12 protein-coding genes are annotated in these 15,598 nt (G+C 62.5%); 9 read left to right on the forward strand and 3 right to left on the reverse strand.

The window, feature by feature from the left end:
- Positions 1-65: 65 nt before the first annotated feature.
- Positions 66-935, reverse strand: coding sequence for an endonuclease/exonuclease/phosphatase family protein (locus AC3E6W_RS02525; protein WP_490652234.1), 870 nt, complete (start codon positions 933-935; stop codon positions 66-68).
- A 428-nt stretch (positions 936-1,363) separates the two neighbouring features.
- Between AC3E6W_RS02525 and AC3E6W_RS02530 the strand changes: the two genes are divergently transcribed.
- From AC3E6W_RS02530 to AC3E6W_RS02550, 5 genes are all read left to right on the forward strand, one after another.
- Positions 1,364-3,004 (forward strand): alpha-glucoside-specific PTS transporter subunit IIBC, encoded by a 1,641-nt coding sequence (locus AC3E6W_RS02530; RefSeq protein ID WP_305793923.1) that lies wholly within the window; start codon positions 1,364-1,366, stop codon positions 3,002-3,004.
- 239 nt (positions 3,005-3,243) lie between these two features.
- Complete coding sequence (locus AC3E6W_RS02535; RefSeq protein WP_049331998.1) at positions 3,244-4,062, forward strand: MurR/RpiR family transcriptional regulator; 819 nt, start codon at positions 3,244-3,246, stop codon at positions 4,060-4,062.
- A gap of 82 nt (positions 4,063-4,144) precedes the next feature.
- On the forward strand, positions 4,145-4,603 hold the full coding sequence (locus tag AC3E6W_RS02540; protein WP_049332001.1) for a hypothetical protein: 459 nt from the start codon (positions 4,145-4,147) through the stop codon (positions 4,601-4,603).
- 232 nt (positions 4,604-4,835) lie between these two features.
- Positions 4,836-8,669, forward strand: coding sequence for a DEAD/DEAH box helicase (locus AC3E6W_RS02545; protein WP_490652399.1), 3,834 nt, complete (start codon positions 4,836-4,838; stop codon positions 8,667-8,669).
- Positions 8,662-8,970: a hypothetical protein gene (locus AC3E6W_RS02550; RefSeq protein WP_490652235.1), complete on the forward strand. Its 309-nt coding sequence runs from the start codon at positions 8,662-8,664 to the stop codon at positions 8,968-8,970. The genes AC3E6W_RS02545 and AC3E6W_RS02550 overlap by 8 nt, the downstream gene beginning before the upstream one ends.
- A 152-nt stretch (positions 8,971-9,122) precedes the next feature.
- On the opposite strand, the gene AC3E6W_RS02555 is transcribed toward AC3E6W_RS02550, so the two are convergent.
- Both AC3E6W_RS02555 and AC3E6W_RS02560 read right to left on the reverse strand, forming a co-directional pair.
- Positions 9,123-9,308, reverse strand: coding sequence for an FmdB family zinc ribbon protein (locus AC3E6W_RS02555; protein ID WP_049332007.1), 186 nt, complete (start codon positions 9,306-9,308; stop codon positions 9,123-9,125).
- 123 nt (positions 9,309-9,431) lie between these two features.
- A complete protein-coding gene (locus AC3E6W_RS02560; protein WP_490652236.1) occupies positions 9,432-10,115 on the reverse strand; it encodes a 5-formyltetrahydrofolate cyclo-ligase in 684 nt (227 codons plus the stop codon).
- Positions 10,116-10,385: 270 nt separating this feature from the next.
- Between AC3E6W_RS02560 and galU the strand changes: the two genes are divergently transcribed.
- From galU to AC3E6W_RS02580, 4 genes are all read left to right on the forward strand, one after another.
- Positions 10,386-11,294: a UTP--glucose-1-phosphate uridylyltransferase GalU gene (gene galU, locus AC3E6W_RS02565; RefSeq protein ID WP_049332009.1), complete on the forward strand. Its 909-nt coding sequence runs from the start codon at positions 10,386-10,388 to the stop codon at positions 11,292-11,294.
- Positions 11,295-11,587: 293 nt separating this feature from the next.
- Positions 11,588-13,267 (forward strand): hypothetical protein, encoded by a 1,680-nt coding sequence (locus AC3E6W_RS02570; protein ID WP_490652237.1) that lies wholly within the window; start codon positions 11,588-11,590, stop codon positions 13,265-13,267.
- 590 nt (positions 13,268-13,857) lie between these two features.
- On the forward strand, positions 13,858-14,382 hold the full coding sequence (locus tag AC3E6W_RS02575; protein WP_070680298.1) for a DedA family protein: 525 nt from the start codon (positions 13,858-13,860) through the stop codon (positions 14,380-14,382).
- 31 nt (positions 14,383-14,413) lie between these two features.
- On the forward strand, positions 14,414-15,571 hold the full coding sequence (locus AC3E6W_RS02580) for a LysR substrate-binding domain-containing protein (protein WP_490652238.1): 1,158 nt from the start codon (positions 14,414-14,416) through the stop codon (positions 15,569-15,571).
- Positions 15,572-15,598 lie beyond the last annotated feature (27 nt).

The raw sequence follows: 15,598 nt of genomic DNA on the forward strand, positions 1-15,598 counted from the left end.
GTCTCGTAACTGAGTAGTTGGTATTTTCGCCGCCGGGGCGGTTAGGTTTTGGTCGTTTAGCGCAGCTAGTCGAGGGGCGTCAGGACGCTCTGCGGGGCCCAGCTTGCGGGGTCGATCTCCAGGAGCAGGCCGCTGTGATCGGAAATCGCCTCGGGGGAGTTATCCCGGAAGACCACCTCATGGGAGGCCACATCGACGAGGCGGTCGGTGAACACGAAATCGATGCGCTTGGCATCCGAGGAGCCCTCCCAACCGGCAATCTCGCGGTGCACGGTGTTCTCACCCTTGGTGTGCTTCGCGATGGTGCGGGTATCGATCAGGCCGGTAGAGGTCACGAAGGCGTAGCCCTCGTCGGGCAGGTGCGCGGCGGAGTTGAAGTCGCCGCCGAGCAGTACGGGGGCGGTTTCGGCACATTCGGCCAGGGCCTGCGAGAGGCGGGTGAATTCCTGAGCGAAGAGGGGCTCACCGTCGAAGTCCCACCAAGACATGTGGGTGGTGGCGCACCAGAAAGGACCAGAGGGGGTCTCGATGAGGGCGGCCTGCGCGGCGCGGCGCTGCACCTGGAAGTAGGTGTAGTCGGGGGACATGTCGATGGGCCTGATGCCGCGGATCGGCATGCGCGAGAGGACGGCCACGCACTCGTCGTAGCGCTCCCACCCGAGGTGGGTCTCGGTGAGGGTCCACTCGTAGCGGGCGCCGAGCGCCTCCAGCGCGCGCACGAGGAGCAGGGCGTAGTTGTCTTCACGGACCGGAATACCCGCGCCGCCGCGGAAGTGGAGGGGATGTTCCACCACGGGGGTGGAAGTCAGCTGGTTGATCTCCTGCAGGGCGATAACGTCCACCTGCTGATCAACGATGAACTGCGCGAGGGTGCGGATCTTGTCAATCTGATGGATTTCGCACCAGCTGTGGGTGTTGAGGGTGAGGAAACGCATATATATAAGTTCCGATTGGGTTTCGGGTAGGGGTACGGGGTGGGCGCGTCGGATGGCTCTCCCTGTGGAAGCTCTGAGTGGTGGAGGGCAGTCTCCGGCCGCGCAAGTATGTTCATGCTATCGAGTCTGGGCCCCGGCAGACAGGGGAAAAGCTTGATTATTCCCCAGTATTTTTACCCGGTGCCGGGATATGTTTCAGGTTGTGAAAAACTCTTTCAGAACTGTCCTTCGGGTGCATATGGGCCGGAATGAAGTGGCATTATTATTTCTGTCTAAAACACATTCGACACTTAGCGCGCGCAGATCGTGTGGTGTGCATCTCATACACTTTCAAGGGTGTTTATAAAGATGCGTTAGCCCAGGCGGGCAAAGACCGCCCGCCCCTTGCGCCCGCTCACTCGATACCCGAAAGGGCGTATAGCCTCATGATGGAAAAAGTACAGAGGTTCGGCTCTGCCATGCTGGCACCCGTTCTTCTCTTCGCATTCGCTGGCCTCGCGGTCGGTATTGCGATCATCGCGCAGAACGACCAGCTGATTGGCCTGGCCGCCGATAAGAACAACCTCTGGTCCCAGTTCTGGGCCGTATGGGAGTCCGGTGCGTGGACCGTCTTCAACCAGATGGAACTGCTCTTCGTGATCGGTCTGCCCATTGCACTGGCAAAGACCGCTAACGCACGTGCAGTGATGGAAGCTGCAATGGTCTACCTGACCTTCAACTACTTCGTCGGCACCATGCTCAAGGTATGGGGCAAGGGCGGCACCGGTTTCTTCGACCTGGACTACACCACCGACATCTCTGAGAGCGCGGCAGGTACCGGTCTGAAGATGATCGCCGGTATCAAGACCATGGACACCGGTATCTTCGGTGCCATCATCATCTCCGCAATCGTGGTGTGGGCACACAACCGCTGGTTCGATAAGAAGCTGCCCGACTTCCTCGGCATCTTCCAGGGTTCCCAGTACGTCTACGGCGTCTGCTTCTTCCTGATGATGCCCATCGCCTTCCTGTTCTCCTGGCTGTGGCCCTACGCTCAGCACGGCATCTCCTCCCTGCAGGGCTTCTTCATCGCATCCGGCGCACTCGGCGTGTGGGTTTACACCTTCCTCGAGCGCTTCCTGATTCCGACCGGTCTGCACCACTTCATCTACTCCCCGTTCGTCTTCGGTAACGTTGTTACCCCGAACGGTATCGCTAAGGACTGGCCGACCCACCTGACCGAGTTCGCAAAGAGCGACAAGCCCCTGAAGGAACTGTTCCCCGGCGGCGGCTTCGCACTGCACGGTAACTCCAAGGTCTTCGCACCCATCGGTATCGCAGCGGCGTTCTACACCACTGCTCGTCCCGAGAAGCGCAAGGAAGTTCTCGCTCTGATGATCCCCGTCTGCCTCACCGCGATCCTGATCGGTATCACCGAGCCCCTCGAGTTCACCTTCCTGTTCCTGGCACCCCCGCTGTTCCTGGTCCACGCAATCCTGGCAGCATCCATGGCAGCAATCATGTACCAGCTGGGTCTGGTTGGTTACATGGGTGGCGGTCTGCTCGACTTCCTGTTCCAGAACTGGATTCCGCTGTGGGCAAACCACTCCGGCACCTACCTCATGCAGATTGGTGTGGGCCTGTGCTTCACCGTCCTGTACTTCGTGATCTTCCGCTTCATGATTCTGAAGTTCGACTTCAAGACCCCCGGTCGTGAAGAAGACGGCGGCGAGACCAAGCTCTACAGCAAGGCAGAGTACAAGGCTGCTAAGGCTGCTGAGAAGGACGGCGGCGCAGCCGCTGCCGGTGACGCCGAAGGCGCCGACCTGTACGCACCCCGTGCGGCTGGCTTCCTCGAGCTGCTCGGCGGCGCAGACAACATCACCACCGTGAACAACTGCGCAACCCGCCTGCGTGTCTCCGTGGCCGATGAGTCCCTGGTCAGCACCTCGGATGCGGAGTTCAAGAGCGCTGGCGCCCTGGGTGTCGTCCGCAAGGGCAAGGCCTTCCAGGTGATTGTCGGTATGGACGTTCCCCAGGTCCGTGAACGCTTCGAGACCATGGTGAACAGCTCCAAGAGCAACGTCTAGAGCCATCGCATTTGCTCGCCGCGTAGTTCGCGCATCGGGCAGTGAATAATCCGCTTCGCCGGCGGTACCGGATACATCCGGTGCCGCCGGCGAAGCTGTATCTTGGGTATCCTTGGCCCCGGTTGTGGGCCTCTCTCGAAAGGTTCTGCGTGAGCGGGAACAATACGGCAGAACCGGGCTGTGGAATCCGAAGCGTGTAATATTTATATATTGCTCACCATCGGATTCAGGAGCTCTGAGTGGATTTACAAGACGTCGTGAATGCGAATCAGCACCGGTTCAGCGAAACTGAACGGGAAATTTTGGCCTTCATGCTGGAGAACGAGGAATTCGTCGCGGAGTCGACGATTAATTCTTTGGCGCACAAAACCTACACCTCGACCAGTTCGATTATTCGACTGACGAAGAAGCTGAACTTTTCAGGATTCGCTGAGCTGAAGTACTTCATCAAGTCTTCCCTTAGCCGTAGTGAGCCCTTCAACCCCCGCTTCATCGAGAGCGGCCGCGAGGATATTCAGCGCACCTACGACTACCTCGACCACATGGAGTTGAGCGGTCTGCTTAAACGCATCTACGAGGCGCGCACCGTCTACTGCTTTGGCACCGGTTACGCTCAGCGCAACGCGGTGCAGGAGTTCGCCAAGTCCATGCAGGCCTGCGGCAAATTCTGCCACGTTATTCCGGCTCGCAACGAGTTCGAGAGCGCCATGAACACCATGACCCAGGACGATGTGGTGATTATCGTGTCGTTCTCGGGCCAGACCGAGAACATGCGCGAGCACATCAAGATGCTGTCGCTGCGCCGTATTCCCATGGTTGCGGTGACCGCGATTGGCGTGAACTACATGTCCTCGCACGCCGAGTACTCCCTGCACTACCAGGCGACCCCCACCCACATCAGCACCCAGCGCAAGCCCTACCACTCGTTCGTGGCTCTCTGGGTGGTGCTGGACTACGTGGTGCGTCGCTATATTGAGTATTCGGAAACCGCGCGCCGAGAATCCCTCAGCAAGCAGGTTGAGGATGCCCTCGACGGAGGCACCGAAACCACCCCGTAGTTGCGGGCGCTCCTGCCCGGAGCCAATTTATTCCCGCTGCCCTGAATCTACCTCCTGAACAGAACCCGAAAGAGACACCTTCGTGACCGCAATCCTGGCGCTGATTGATAACTCCGAGAAGATGCGTAAGTACCTTTTCTGGTACCTCATGATTATTCCGGCCCTCCTCTTCTTGTGGATTGCCGTGGGTGCGGCAAACTCCCAGATGAGCTTCCAGGACGCCATGAAGATTCCCTTCTTTACGGTTGCTTTCATGAACGGATGCTTGAGCCTGCTGCTGGGCGGTACCCTTAAGCTTGCGGGAATCGAGAATGAGCGCACCGAACGAGCCTATGCTCTGTATTTGATTATCTTGCTGGCCGTCATCGGTAACCTGCCCGGCGCGCTCCTGTCCTTCTTCCTCTTCCGTTCCCTGCGCTTCGGTAACCTGGAGGGTGAACTGGCCCCCAGGTACCGCTGGGTCCTGCTGGCGGCCGTGGCGTTTTATGTCATGGTGGCTTTGGTGCTCACCATGGCTAATCTCTCGATGACGCTGGGCTAGGACGCTATCGTAGATCGAATAACATCTGAGCGCGAGGACCGCTCACGAAGCACCACCGGATTGCACGCCGTGCATCACACTGACATACAAGGATAGTCGAGACGTGAATCATACTCCTGATTCTGTTCACATGCAGAACACCGACGGAACCCCGAGCGATACCGCCGAGGTGCCCGTCGCATCGGCGACCCCCGAAGAACAGGCGCAGCTTGCCGAAACGACCGAACCCGAGATGAGCATCGCCGAGCTTCCCCCGCACCTGAACCCCGCCCACGAGGACTTCGACCCCTCGGCGGGGCTTGAGCGTTGGGCCGAACAGATGGACGTCTACACCGGCCCCGACGCGATGCTTGACTTCAACCAGGTCGACTACGTGCACATCGACCTGTCGGAGGCGAACCCCTCCGGCCTGGCTCAGCTACTTGCCGGACGTAAGACCCGCCTCTCCACCATCCTGCGCGAAAAGTCGCAGCTGGAGGCGGGCATGCGCTCCGCCCGCACCCTGCGCACCAAGATTTACGAGCTTGCCACCGACCACGGTCTGGACTCCGGCTACTTCGTGGCGGGCACCGCATCCTGGCTTTCGCACGACACCCGCGAGGCCGCCGCAGCCTACGAGAAGCGCTTCATCGCGCCGATCCTCATGGCGCCGCTGAGCATCACCCCGCACCCGAAGGATGACGACTTCGAGCTGCGCCTGGCCGGCTCCGCGCGCCTGAACCCCGCCATGGTCCGCCAGATCAAGCAGGAGTACGGCATCGACCTGGGCACCATGGACGTGGCCCAGCTGGCGAACTCCATGTCTCGTCTGGATCCGGAGCCGGTCATCGAGCGCATGCGCGCCTCGGCCGGCCGTATCCCGGGCATGACCATCGAGTCGAAGTACTTCATCTCGACCTTTGCCGACCTGAAGGAAAGCCTGGGCGAGCTGCCCCACACCGCCATCACCCCGCTCGTGCGTGACGTGGCGGCGCTGAAGGTGCCCGGCGTGAAGCCGCGCGAGCTGAACGCCCACAACCTGCAGCAGCCCCTGGACCAGCGCGACCCCGCCGAGGAGATGCTCCTGCTCGACGCGGACGCAAACGCCCAGGATATTATCGACACCGCGGTGAGCGGTTTCTCCTTCACCGTGACCGCGGCCCCCGGCACCGAGCCGCTGCGCACCGCCGTGAATATTGCCTCCGCCCTCATCGGCCGCGGCAAATCCGTGCTGGTTGTGGGCGAGAAGCGTTCGACGCTCGCCGAGTTCTCGGCCCTGCTCAAGCGCACCGGCATCGACAGCCTGCGCTACGACCTGCTGGCCGAACACGATTCGGAGGCGCAGCGAGCCGAATTTATCCGCGCCATCGTACGCAACGAAAGTGCCGAGGAGCCGAACTCCGAGGACCTCAACGAGGAACTGTGCGCCACCCGCCAGACCCTCATCGACCACACCCGCGCTCTGCTCACGAAGGACCCGCACTGGCAGATTTCGGTGTACGCCGCCCTGCAGCGTCTGGCCGAGCTGACCGCATCCGAGGACGGCCCGGCCACCCGCGTACGCTTCGACCGCCCCATGCTGGACTCCCTCCTGGAACGCGATCAGGTACGCGCCGAGCTCGTGCGCCTGGGCGAGATTGACGGATTCGCCGCGGCCTCGCGCACCTCGCCGTGGTACCGCGCCCGCCTGGTCAATGACGAGGAGGCAGCGGAGGCCTATGCCCTGGTCATTACCCTGAAGTCCTCCCTGCTGAATCTGCGCGAGGCCATGAACCGTATGGCCGCCATGCTGGGCCTGCGCCCGGGCCGCACGATTGCCGAGTGGGAGTCGCAGCTGGCGATCCTGATGCGCATTCGCGAGACGCTTAAGCGTTTCCGCGCCGATGTGTACGACCGCCCCGTGACCGATCTGATTGCCGCAACCGCCTCGGGCGCGTGGCGTCGCGAGAACGGCATCGAGATGAGCAGTATGCAGCGCTCCCGCCTGCGTCGCGCGGCGAAGGAGTACATCCTGCCCGGCGTGAACATCGGGGATTTGCACGAACAGCTCAAGATTGTGCAGACCGAACGTGCCGAGTGGATTCGCCATATCGAGGCACCCCGCACCCCGCAGATTCCGCAGAACCTGGATCAGCTGGCCGACGCCCTGAACTCCCTGGTGTCCGAGCTGGCGGGCCTGGGTATCGTGCTTGCCGATACGATCGACGGCACCGACTTTGTGCGCACCGACCTGGACGTTTTGGACGCCCGCCTGGACGCCCTCATGGACGACCGCGTCCTGCTCATGACCCTGCCCGAACGTGACGCGCTCCAGCAGAAGCTTCACGAACGCGGCCTGTCCGAGCTGCTGGATGACCTGTACGCCCGTCAGGTACCGACCGAAGTTGTCGCGGCCGAGCTGGAGCTCGCCTGGTGGCAGTCCGCGCTGGAATACCTGCTGGAACGCCACGAGGGTAAACTGCTGGACGGTGACCGCCTGCGAGACACCGAATCCCGCTTCCGTCGCGCCGACTACGCCCACATGACCAGCGCCCCGGCCCGCCTTCTGGCAAAGGTCGCGCGCGTGTGGACCGACCGCATCGAATCCGAGCACGACCAGGCGGCCTACCTGAAGAGCCAGCTGCGCGGCTACGAGTTCGTGCTGGAGGAGCTGCTGACACACGCGCCCGTCATGGCGCGCACCCTGCTGCCCCTGTGGACCGCCAGCCCCTTCGCCCTGGCCCGCAAGGTGCCGGCCTCGATGCGTTTTGACGCGGCCATCCTGCTGGACTCTGAATCCACCCCGCTGGCGGCCAACCTGCCGGCTATCACCCGCGCCGACCAGGTGATCGCCCTGGGCGACCCGCACTCGGGATACCCCTCGCCGTTCATCGTGTCCGCGCCGACCTTCGGCGCGCCGGACCCCGCCGATGAACAGCTGGACAGCACCTTCGACGTGCTCGCCACGGTACTGCCGAACCGCACCCTGGCCATGCTGCACCGCAGCATGGACCCGGTGATTCTCGACTACCTGAACCGCGAGTTCTACGATTCGCAGCTGCACGCCGCCCCGGTAAGCCGCGCCTCCTCACTGCCGGCTGCAACCTTGACCGTGGAGTACATTGACACTCGCGGCAAGGTGAGCGATAACGCGAACCTTGATTCGCCCGGCGTTGAGGTCGAGCGCGTCACAAACCTGGTGCTGGAGCACGCCTACCGCACCCCCGACCGCTCCCTCGCGGTCGTGACGGCCAGCCCCAAGCATGCTCAGCGCGTGGCCGAATCGGTGCGTCACGCCCTGAACCTGTACCCGCAGCTCGCCCCGTTCTTTGCCGCCGGCGAGGAGTCTTTCCGCGTGGTCGACCTGACACGCGCCGAGACCCTCGAACGCGACACCGTAATCTTCTCGCTGGGTGTGGGACGCGCCCGCCTGGGCCAGGCCTCCTATGACCTGGGTCAGCTCTCCACCGAGCACGGCCGTCAGGGCTTTGTCGTGGCGCTGACTCGCGCCCGCCGGGCCCTGCGCATCGTTTCGTGCATCGACCCGACCGAGCTGGACCCGCAGAAGCTACACCACGGCGCGGTCGACTTCTACCACCTGCTGCGTGAGCACGCGGAGCGCCAGGCCCGCGAAGAGGCCGAGGCGAAGGCACAGCGCGTGCCCGAGACTCTGCCGCGCAATGCCTTCTTGGCTACCGACGAGCAGGAAACCCCCGACCTGGGCGATTGGCTGCTCAACGATCTGGTGGCGCGTTTGCAGGCCCGCGGCGTACGCGTGACGCAGGGTGAGGGTGACATCGCGCTGATTGCGCACGCCCCCGAAAAGCTCGTGGCCGAGCCCGTGCCCGCCCTGGGCGTGGCTCCCGTGGTTTCCTCCGGCCCGAGCGCTCCCGCCGCGATGCCTCTGGTGGCTTGCTCCGACGGCGAGCAGAACTACGCGCGGGCCTCGGTGCGCGAGCGTACGCGCCTGCTACCCGAGCGCCTGAGTCGCACCGGCTGGAACTACATCACGCTGGGCACCCTGGAGGTCTTCTCCGACCCGGACGGCGTGGTGGCGCGCATCCTGCACTACCTGGACATGGACGAGGATGCTGAGGACCGTGGCTAACTATTCGCCCGTGCCCAAACCCCGACGCGGTAACCGCCGGGTGAGCGGGGGCGGAACCGTGGGAGGTGCCGAACCCCGTCTTGCGGGTCTGGACCCGTCGTCGGGGACCCCCGCTGCCGCGGTGCCCGGCGACCGGTCGGCCGCGCCAAAAACTGCCGATTCCGGCGGTGGCTCCGGCAGTAGCTCGCGGAAGAAGCGCACCGTCCACGGCGCCTCGAAGCCCCTCACCCCCGAGGAGAAGGAGCGCCTGGAGTGGATGCGCCAGCAGCGTCCCCCGCACTGGGGTAACAACATCGTCTAGGCTTCGGTGGCATGAGGCCGCGAGCCATCATCCAATACACGCTAGGGCGGCGGGTACCTGTTCGGTACCCGCCGCCCTAACGTGTTATCGAACGCCGAGCCGGTCGGCGCTATCCATCCGTCGCGTTCTGCGGCAGCTGGTTTGAATTCTTATTAGTTTGAGTTCTTATCGGTGCTGTAGAAGCCGGAGCCCTTGAAGGTAATGCCCACGGTGTTGTAGCGCTTGCGCAGGGTCTCCTGACCGCACTGGGGGCAGACGCGCAGGGCATCGTCGCTAAAGGACTGGCGCTGTTCAAATACGTGATTGCAATTCTTACACTGGTAAACGTAAACCGGCATAACTTCCTTCGCCCATTGATATTTCGTTGATTACGGTTAATTGCGTGGTTTGAGTGTACCGCTTTTGAATCGTGAGGGGTATTTTGTTTTCTTCCCAAGACTAAAAGTAACGCGGCGTATTCGTTATGAGAGGTTCTGCGCGGTGCGTTCTGCCGGGCGGTAGGTTCCTTCTTCGGTCAGAATAACCGGCAGGATGCTGTCCCAGCGGTCGTAGGGGACGGTTTCGTAGATTTCCTCGGCGAAGACGATGCCGAGGGTCTTCTCACGCAGTTGTTCCTCGCTCAGCAGGGGGATGATTCGGTCGTAGTAACCGCCTCCCTGGCCGAGGCGATGCCCGGCCGCATCGTAGGCGAGGGCGGGGATGAGACGCACATCGGCCTCGACGAATGCCTGTACGTCGCGTTCTTCGCCCTCGGGTTCGGGGATTCCCATGGGGCTGCGGGGGTGGTCAATGGTGGGATCCCACTCAACCCAGGCGAGGGTTCGACGGGGACGGACGACCGGCACGATGATGCGGTGTCCGGCCTCGTGCAGGCGGGTAAGCGCCTCGGTGATGGGAGGTTCCGAGGGGGTGGGCAGGTACGCGGCAACCGTACCGGGGGAGTGCAGACGCTCTCGCACCTCGCGCAGAATATTCTCGGTGAAGAGGTCCCGCACTCGCTGCTGTCCGGTGGGCCCGCGCTCGCTGCGAGCGATGAGGCGTCGGGGACGAATCTGCGAACGGAGGATGTTCTTATCCAGGGAGATATCCTCGGCGCTGGCGCCCGAATCGGAGGTGCTGGCGGCTACTGCGGTGTTGAAGTGCATGGGGGTCCCATCGTCGTTGCGGGGTGAGCGGTGTCTTGGACATGAGGTACAGACTCGCGGCGTAGGCCCCAAATCTCGCGAATGGTGGAGATTTGTGAAGGGGCACACTTCTCTCAGTATAGGACGATTTAAAGAAAGAGCGGCGTGCCGATCTTTTGATATTTTCGGTATCTGCACGAGCCTGTATGCAGTTAATCACGTTAGGGATTTTTCACGTCATAGTTTCACGATTCGACCTAAGTACTTTACAACTTAGGGTATTCTTGTGGCATGGCTACTGAAATTAAGTCTGTTACTAAGGCGGTTATTCCTGCCGCCGGTTTGGGCACCCGATTCCTGCCCGCCACGAAGGCCACCCCGAAGGAAATGCTCCCCGTCGTTGATCGCCCCGCGATTCAGTACGTGGTGGAGGAAGCTGTTCGTGCCGGCCTGCACGATGTTCTGATGATTACCGGTCGCAATAAGCGCGCTCTTGAGGATCACTTCGACCGTGTTCCCGTTCTGGAGCGTCAGCTCGCCGAGCAGGGTAAGGATGCTCTGCTGGCTTCGGTTCTTGAGACCAACGAGCTTGGCGGCGACCTGCACTACGTACGCCAGGGTGACCCGAAGGGTCTGGGTCACGCCGTGCTGCGCGCAAAGCGCCACGTGGGCGACGAGGCTTTCGCCGTTCTGCTCGGTGACGACCTGATTGATGAGAAGGAAGACCTGCTCTCCCGCATGGTGGAGGTCCAGGAGCGTACCGGCGGTTCCGTCGTTGCTCTGATGGAGGTTCCCCGCGAGGCAATCTCGGCTTATGGCGCTGCCGCTATCGAGACCGTTGAAGGCGAAGATGGCTTTGTTAAGATCACCGGGCTGGTAGAGAAGCCCGCCGCTGACGAGGCCCCCTCGAACTACGCGGTGATTGGCCGTTACGTTCTGAGCCCGAAGGTGTTCGAGGTTCTGGAGAATACCGCTCCGGGCCGCGGTAACGAGATTCAGCTGACCGATGCCCTGCAGACCCTGGCTCAGGGTGAGGGCGAAGGCGAAGGTGTCTACGGCGTGGTCTTCTCCGGCCGCCGTTTCGACACCGGTGACAAGCTGTCTTACCTGAAGGCAAACGTTATTCTTGCTGCTGAGCGCCCCGAGTTCGGCGACGACCTGCGCGCTTGGCTGAAGGACTTTGTCGCAGAGAACTGCTAAGGCCGTTCTTTCGTAACACCACCCCGGTTACGGGGTATCAATCACCTGATACGCTGAGGGAGGCGTTCCTTGTCGGCTTGCCGAGCGGGGGCGCCTTCCTCAATTTATTTGGTCGTTCCGTCTTTTGGGGAGACGGAGTGACTAATATGCGTGCAATATTGCGCATAACGTTGTGTATGCCGTCCGGGGTATATGCGCTCATCCATCCCATTTTTACCTTTTATGGAAAGAAATGGGAATATAAGGGTATGATTAAAGTCTAGGGATTTAGGGACGATAGAGGGCGACCTAACATGACGTTGTTGAACACCTCGGGTGTATTGGTAATTCTGACCGTGATTTTGCTGCTGTGGTTTGTACCCAGGAGCCTGCGTCGCGCGCCCGCCGGCCACACGGTTGAGCCCGAACGACCCCTGATTAGCGCCGAACGCACCGCTGAGGACATTCTTGCCTCCGCCGGCGTGTTGCTGAACGAATCGGAAGCCTACCAGTCTTCTGACCACGCCGTGGCGCCGGGCACCTCCCTGCCCTCTTCTGCTCTTCCGCGTTCCTCTTCCTCCTCGCACGCGGTGGGGGACGGCGCGGCACCGCAGACGGCGTCCATTTCGCAGATTCGCGATTCCTCCCCGATGGCCCCCTACACGGATGAGATTCCCGTGGTGGAAGAGCCCAAGCAGTCCCTGCTCTCCTCCCTCGATACTTCAACTCCCTCTGGTGTGGCCTACCTGGTCGCCGCCGGGGCTGGCGTTGCCGCAGTGCTGTGCCTGCTTCTGGCCCTCTTTGATCTGTTCTCCTGGGCATGGTTCGTGATTTTCGCCGTGCTGGGTGGTCTGGCCTGGGCCGCGGGCCGCTTTGGTCTGGCAGATACCTTGAGTCAGCGTCTCGCTCACCGCGAGGGCGACGATGACGAAGACGAGCGCTCCGAGGTCGACTTCGATGATGAGCAGCTTGACCGTGAAGCCGAAGAGTCTGCTTCGGCTGCTGAGGCTCACCCCGCGCCGGCTCCCGCCCCCAAGGCTCCCGTCGCACAGCCCGTTCGTCGTGAGGGTTCCTCTGAGGCTTCGTCCCCGAAGACTTCGGTGCCTGCAGCTGAGCATCGTGACGCTGAACCCCGCACACCCGAGCCCCGAGTGCATGAGTCCCATGCCGCTGAGAGTGTCGATTCTGCGCAGGATGCGCCGGCCCACCGCCGAGCAGAGGGCCGTCCCGCGGCTTCGCGCCACGCACAGCATCCGCAGCGCCGCCCCCAGCGCCCGAGCCGATTCCAGCCCATCCGCCGCGGTAGCGTGCTCTTCGACCAGGAGAGCGGTAGCGGGGCGACCTCTCAGCCCGCACCTCGAGCTGCTGAACCTCAGTCTTCGGCCGAGCGAGCAGTAGCGGCTCAGCCCACGCAGCCCGTGCAATCCGCTCAGCCCCGCCCCGCGCAGCAGGTTCCGCAGGCGGCGCCTCAGCAGACGGCCTCTCAGCAGGCCCCGCGCGTTGCTCCCCGGGCCGAAGCCACGGAGCAGCCGGCTGTGCACCAGGCTGCCCCCGCTCGCGAGCCCGCGCCGCGTGTGCCGACCGATTTCTCCGCCCCTCGCCCTGCCGGCACTTCGCAGGAGCGCCCAGTGGCTCAGCAGGCTCCGCAGGCGGCGCACCCGAACCAGTCGAATCAGGGTCAGCCGCGTCCGGCCCTGCGCGACGGTTCCCCGGTGCGTCAGGCGCCTCAGCAGGCCCCCGCACCGATTCCGGAGGAGATTCCCCTGCCGGACGTTCTGGACGATTCTGAGTTCGACGCCCTGGATATCGCCTCGTTGAACAACCCCGCAATCCAGCCTGGTTCGTCGCTCGGCGTATCCCGTCGCGCGGGAAGCCGTCATCCCGGTGGTGGTTCCTCATTTGAGGCGGTCAGCAACACCTGGAACCCCGTGCAGCTGCCCAAGCCTCTGAGCGCCCTGCACCGCGAGAACGACGAGAAGAACTCCAAGAAGTAGCTGGGCAGGCACCTGAGGGCTACCGCCGGTTGCGTGCATTGCCTAGAAACTCCCATGAACGAATGTCCCGAAGGATAGAGTCCTTCGGGACATTCTGCGTATTCGGTGGTGTATCACCGTGATTATTTGTCGGGGGAGTAGCAGAGACAAAAAGAAAGGGAGCCCCGTCAATGGGGCTCCCTTTCCAGCATCACACACAGGAAGAAAGTCTTCTAGACCGATCGGGGAGGCCTTCCCACAAGGCCAGCCCCATTCGGCAATAAAAATATAACCTAATTCGAGAGGGTGCACAAACTGAAAATAGCGACGGTCTGTCACTAAACTAAGGTTGCCCTAAATAAAATCCGCGCCATTGCTGGGAAGAGCGGATCATCGAGGGTGCATAAAAATCTTTTAAAAAATTTTCGGGAGGCCGCTCGAAGCTCGTTGGGCCATATCAGAAAGGTATACACCGTCGGAAAACGTTGCTCGCCGAATCGCCCTTGGGTACTCGTCTGAGCTTCGCGAGGCTCATCCCCGATGCGTGTCACGGAATAGGCATATTCGCGCTCGGGGAGGACTGGCGAATCTGTTCGTGAGAGAATAGCCGGGTGAAAGAATGGATTAACTCTCTACCGATTGAGGTTGCCCTACTCTTCATGTGGATTGTGGGAATCGTCCGCACCAGCCTGGTCTACTGGGTGGCGGCCCTGGCCGCGAAGGGGAGCGCGCGCCTCCACCGCATCCGCGAGGCAATGGAACGTCCCCTCTACCGCAAGGCCCGCGCCTTCATTAACCGATGGGGCGTTATCGCCGTGCCCCTGTGCTTTCTGACCGTGGGTTTTCAGACCGCAGTCATCGTCACCACCGGCTTTACCCGCATGCCCCTACGCCGCTGGATTCCCGCAATGCTGGTTGGCACCCTCATGTGGGCCGGCATCTACACCACGATTGGTTTTGCCATTCTCGCCGCCCTGGGCCTGGAACCCTGGATGTTCCCCGTGGCCCTGGCCTTTGTGGTGGCCGGGGCGGTCGTCATCTCCGTGGCGCGCGAGAAGCGCCTAGACCGCGAAGGTGCGGCCGAGGATCTCGACGACACCGATGCTCTGCCTCGGGCCCTCACCCAGCGCGACTAGTTTCGCCGGACGAATGTGTTAGCGTGGAGGGATGAGTTCAACCGACACCTCCACCGCAGGCACCCCCGAGCAGCCTCTCGCAACCCCCGCAGAGCACCGCGAGAATCATGCAGAGCAGACGGCACCCCTTGAGGCGGCCGTCGCCGAAGCGCCCTCCGAGGCTCCCACCCGCGTGTACCTGCACCCCGAGCAGCTGGCCACGATTCAGACTCCGGAGGCTCTACCCGTGCCGGTTCTGCAGCGCTCGGCCCTGCGCGTGAGCTACGTGCCCGGCATTATGCCCGGCAAGTGGTTCAACCGCTGGCACGAACGCTACGGCGACCGCGTGCCCCTGGCCGAGGTGCCCGTGCGCGAGGCGCGCGGACTGGACTCCCTTCACCAGAACCTACAGCTGATCGACCCGGAGTCTGCGGAAGGCTCCGAAACGGCAAGCCCCGCAGACAACGCAGAGCCCGCACCTATCGAGCGAGTGGAGGTTCCCGAGAACCCCTTCGCCCACATGAGCATCCTGCGCCCCTACCGCGAGCCGGCCAGCACCGACGGCGAGAAGTACCACAGCATCCGCCTTTACGAGGAGCTGCCCGTGGTCATCCTGCCGACGGACCACGTTCTCACCGTACTCGACGAAGTGCCCGTGGCCGAACTGGCCGAGGAGTTCCTGCTTCAGCCCGCCTCCGATATTCCCGCCTACGAGGAGGTTTCCCGCTCCTGGCGTGAAAGCTCCGGCCGCATTGTGCCCGAGGGGTTGAATGACCAGGAGACTATCGATTTGGTGGCCGCCGGCGTGGGCCTGTACATCGTGCCCATGTCCATCGCGCGTTTCTACCACCGCAAGGACCTCACCTACCGCCCTGTGCCCGATCTGGACACCTACCCGGTGCACCTGGTCTGGCCGCGCGCGCCCAAGGGGGAGCCGCGCCCCGAGGAGCTCGAGGCTCTCCTGCAGGACTTTATCGGCATCGTGCGCGGACGTACCGCCAGCAGCGATCGCGGCACCGAAACTCGCCAGGCACGCGCCGAACGCGTGGCCGCGGAAAAGGCCAAGGCTAAGGCGAAGGCCCGCGCCGCTAACGCACGCCGCGAGGCACGCGATAAGAAGCGCGCCAACGCCAAGAAAAACGGCAACGCCCGACAGCACGCCCGCCAGACCTCCAAGGCGGCCTCAGCGCGCCGGGGTAAGAAGCGCTAGGCGGTAAAATCGAACCATGGCATTATC

This window comes from Rothia sp. SCPM-O-B-18226 (M350) (assembly GCF_058213595.1).

What these genes read in the sequence shown, in the direction of transcription:
- galU (WP_049332009.1), top strand. Translation starts at nt 10,386, where the DNA reads ATGGCTACTGAAATTAAGTCTGTTACTAAGGCGGTTATTCCTGCCGCC.
- AC3E6W_RS02525 (WP_490652234.1), bottom strand. Translation starts at nt 935, where the DNA reads ATGCGTTTCCTCACCCTCAACACCCACAGCTGGTGCGAAATCCATCAG.
- AC3E6W_RS02530 (WP_305793923.1), top strand. Translation starts at nt 1,364, where the DNA reads ATGGAAAAAGTACAGAGGTTCGGCTCTGCCATGCTGGCACCCGTTCTT.
- AC3E6W_RS02560 (WP_490652236.1), bottom strand. Translation starts at nt 10,115, where the DNA reads ATGCACTTCAACACCGCAGTAGCCGCCAGCACCTCCGATTCGGGCGCC.
- AC3E6W_RS02555 (WP_049332007.1), bottom strand. Translation starts at nt 9,308, where the DNA reads ATGCCGGTTTACGTTTACCAGTGTAAGAATTGCAATCACGTATTTGAA.
- AC3E6W_RS02545 (WP_490652399.1), top strand. Translation starts at nt 4,836, where the DNA reads ATGAGCATCGCCGAGCTTCCCCCGCACCTGAACCCCGCCCACGAGGAC.
- AC3E6W_RS02580 (WP_490652238.1), top strand. Translation starts at nt 14,414, where the DNA reads ATGAGTTCAACCGACACCTCCACCGCAGGCACCCCCGAGCAGCCTCTC.
- AC3E6W_RS02570 (WP_490652237.1), top strand. Translation starts at nt 11,588, where the DNA reads ATGACGTTGTTGAACACCTCGGGTGTATTGGTAATTCTGACCGTGATT.